The sequence below is a fragment of the Marisediminitalea sp. genome, from assembly GCF_984433645.1.
In genome coordinates, this window is record NZ_CFIDRX010000194.1 from 4,690 (window position 1) to 7,701 (window position 3,012).

The following is a 3,012-nucleotide window of genomic DNA, read 5'->3' on the forward strand; positions in this document are numbered from 1 at the left end:
TTGGCCTCCTCGAGTGAGCTGCACAACTGCACCGTCTGGCATTTTTACAAATACGCTATCTTCAAAGCGCCAGGCCGTATATTGCCCATCATGACTGGTGACCTTCTCGTCATAACGGTATTGATGCGCTTGGCTTAGCTCGATTTTCTCACCGTTGCCCGTTTTTCCGGCTTCAATCAGGAAATAATCATCAACGACGCTGCCCTCTCGCTTGCGGGCATACACAATATCACCATCCAATGACCACGAAGGCCTTGATGGTTGCCTGCCGAGCCAATCGGGATCGGCCATAATTTGTTTCAGTGTTAACTCGCTGTTGCTTTTGGATGTAGCGACATCGGGGACAACGACGCTAGCTGGCTGTGGCAACGCGGCCGTTGTTTGCGGCGCAATAGGAGTACTGGATTCTGTGGTGTTCGCACAGGCGAACAAAAGCAGGCTTAAACTACCTGCAATTAAACTTCTGGTCAGGTGATTTGGCATATTCTTATTTACTTATTAATTACAACCCCGTCATTATAGCCATGATAAACCCGTGCTTGTGTATATTTATCCTTAAACTTATCCGCTTTGCCGTGAGAACACCGCTTCAATAGATCGAATACAGTGCCTTAATAAGCACCGTATTTTGTGGGTCACTGTGATCCAAGCCGATAGTTTTCACTGTATTGCTCAACAAACACCAATCATAAAGGATGACAAAATGAAAAAATTAATGGGCGCCCTGCTGTTAAGTGCTGTGGCTTTTACCAGCCAGGCGAACTCTTGCCCTGACGTACTGAAATTCATGAAGCGCAAACTGAACTCTCAGGAAACCGTAAACATGTGCAGTGAATTTCAAGGTAAAACACTGCTTATCGTGAACACAGCCAGCTACTGTGGCTACACGCCGCAATTCGAAGGTCTCGAAGCCATGTATGCTGAATTAAAAGACCAGGACTTTGTCGTGTTAGGTTTTCCGTCGCATGACTTTAATCAGGAAGCCAAAGATGAGGGAAAAACAGCGGAATTGTGTGAGTTAACCTACGGCGTTAAATTCCCTATGTTTGAACCTACCCACGTGAAAGGCGATGACGCAGACCCGTTATTCCGTATGCTGGCTAAGGCTACCGGAGAAGCGCCAAGCTGGAACTTCAACAAGTACCTTGTCGACAAGAACGGGAACATTGTGAAGCATTATAAAAGCTCGGTAAAACCGTCAGACAAGTCGCTGCGTGGCGATGTTGCCAAAGCACTGGCAATGTAATGTTACTGTGATAAATCGGCCTGCCCGGGTCGATTTATTGTCAGGCAAAAAAAAGCCCCGTAAATTACGGGGCTAAAGCACACTCAACTTGGAACACACTTTAGCAACAATAGTTCAGATAACTCATCCTTGCTATTTTTGCTAACTGCATAGGTTTTGTCTGATTAATTAGACAAAAGTTCAATAATTTTTTCATTTGCTGCAGAAAAAGCTTTCTCAGCCGCTTCTTCACCCATGTTCAGGCCTTCTGCATACACGAAATTCACGCTGGTGATCCCCATCAAACCAAAAATGTGACGGATGTACGGCGTCTGCGTATCGTAATCTGTTCCCGCATAGACGCCACCGCGAGCGGCGAGCACCGTTACAGGTTTGTCTGCAATCAAACCAACCGGACCTGTTTCCGTGTATTTGAATGACTTTCCAGCGCGAGCCAGTCTATCAATCCAGGCTTTGAAGGTAGAAGGCACGCCCAGGTTATACATTGGCAAGCCAATAACCACTTCATCCGCTTCTACTAAACGAGACAGCAATGCATCTGAAATGGCTGCCAGTTCTGCTTGTGCTTGTGTACGCTCTTCTGGCGCGGTCATCCACGCCGCCATTTCTTGTTGGGTCAGATGTGGAAGCTGCGCTTTATTGAGGTCAAGTAAGTCTAATTTCACGTCTTTGCTGGCAAGCTTGTCCAGATAATTGGCTACCAACTTAGATGAATTACCTGCTTCACTGTTTAAACTGCTGTTTACTACTAGAATATTTTTCATGTCTGCCACTCCTATCAGTTGATGTATTCATTAAATCAGCTGTTAAGTAAGGCATCCATGGCTAAAAATCACGTGTACCGTTCGATTAAATAGAATGAAATTTACAAAGGCGAAATACGACGTAACAAAGAAAAAGCCTCTGTGCAGCTGCAACAGAGGCTTATGAATGTAGTGGCAATTGACGTGGGTGTTACAACGAGAAGCTATTCAGGGCTTGCTCAAAGTCTGCAACCAGATCGTCAGTGTCTTCGATGCCTACGGATAAACGTATCATGGTTTCCGTGATCCCCATGCGCGCTCGTTCTCGCTGCCCATTTTCAAAGAAAATCGTTGGCGCAACAGGCAAGGCCAACGTGCGGGTATCACCCAGGTGCGTGGCAGAAATTACCAGCTCCAGCTTGTCCAAAAATTCACATGGTTCAATGCCGGGCACCAAATCAAAGCTCAAAATAGATCCATAATTAGCCAGTTGCTCACGCGCAATGAAATGCTGTGGGTGATTAGCTAATCCAGGGTAGTACACCGTTTGAATATTTGGGTGCGATTCAAGATAGGTCGCTAGTTTCAGCGCATTCTCGTTACTTCTGGCGGTACGCAAAGACAGTGTTTCCATGCCTACAGAAATCAAGTGTGCGGACTGAGAAGCCAGTGTCGCCCCAATATCGCGCAACCCTTTCTTCTTGATCTGCGTAATGCCCCACATGGCCTTGTCGGCAACCTGATATTTAGGGCTGATGTTAGGAAAGGTAGTCCAATCGAACAAGCCTGTATCTATCACAGCGCCACCTAACACGTGACCATGCCCTGCCAGATACTTGGTTAACGAGCACAGAATGAGGGATGCTTTCATCGCTTTTGCGTCAAACGCCGGAGGCGGTGTCATAGTATTGTCTACCATGAAAAGCAGGTTATTTTCTTCACACCACTGTCCAATCGCGCGGGCATCAGATACTTGTGTCACCGGGTTAGCAATCGTTTCAGAAAACACGGCGCGCGTATTCG

3 protein-coding genes and 1 pseudogene are annotated in these 3,012 nt (G+C 46.6%); 1 reads left to right on the forward strand and 3 read right to left on the reverse strand.

Annotated elements, in window-relative coordinates:
- Positions 1 to 483 (reverse strand): annotated as a pseudogene (locus AC4MRN_RS17980) (S9 family peptidase); the annotation flags it as partial.
- Positions 484 to 703: 220 nt separating this feature from the next.
- Between AC4MRN_RS17980 and AC4MRN_RS17985 the strand changes: the two are divergent.
- Positions 704 to 1,246 (forward strand): glutathione peroxidase, encoded by a 543-nt coding sequence (locus tag AC4MRN_RS17985; protein WP_073324663.1) that lies wholly within the window; start codon positions 704 to 706, stop codon positions 1,244 to 1,246.
- Between the two features lie 164 nt (positions 1,247 to 1,410).
- Here the strand turns inward: AC4MRN_RS17985 and AC4MRN_RS17990 are convergent, their stop codons facing one another.
- Together AC4MRN_RS17990 and AC4MRN_RS17995 are read right to left on the reverse strand one after the other, a co-directional pair.
- Positions 1,411 to 2,010 (reverse strand): FMN-dependent NADH-azoreductase, encoded by a 600-nt coding sequence (locus tag AC4MRN_RS17990; protein WP_073324664.1) that lies wholly within the window; start codon positions 2,008 to 2,010, stop codon positions 1,411 to 1,413.
- A gap of 190 nt (positions 2,011 to 2,200) precedes the next feature.
- Positions 2,201 to 3,012, reverse strand: an 812-nt coding sequence (locus tag AC4MRN_RS17995) for a PLP-dependent transferase (RefSeq protein WP_491204056.1), incomplete at its 5' end; no start/stop codon positions are given.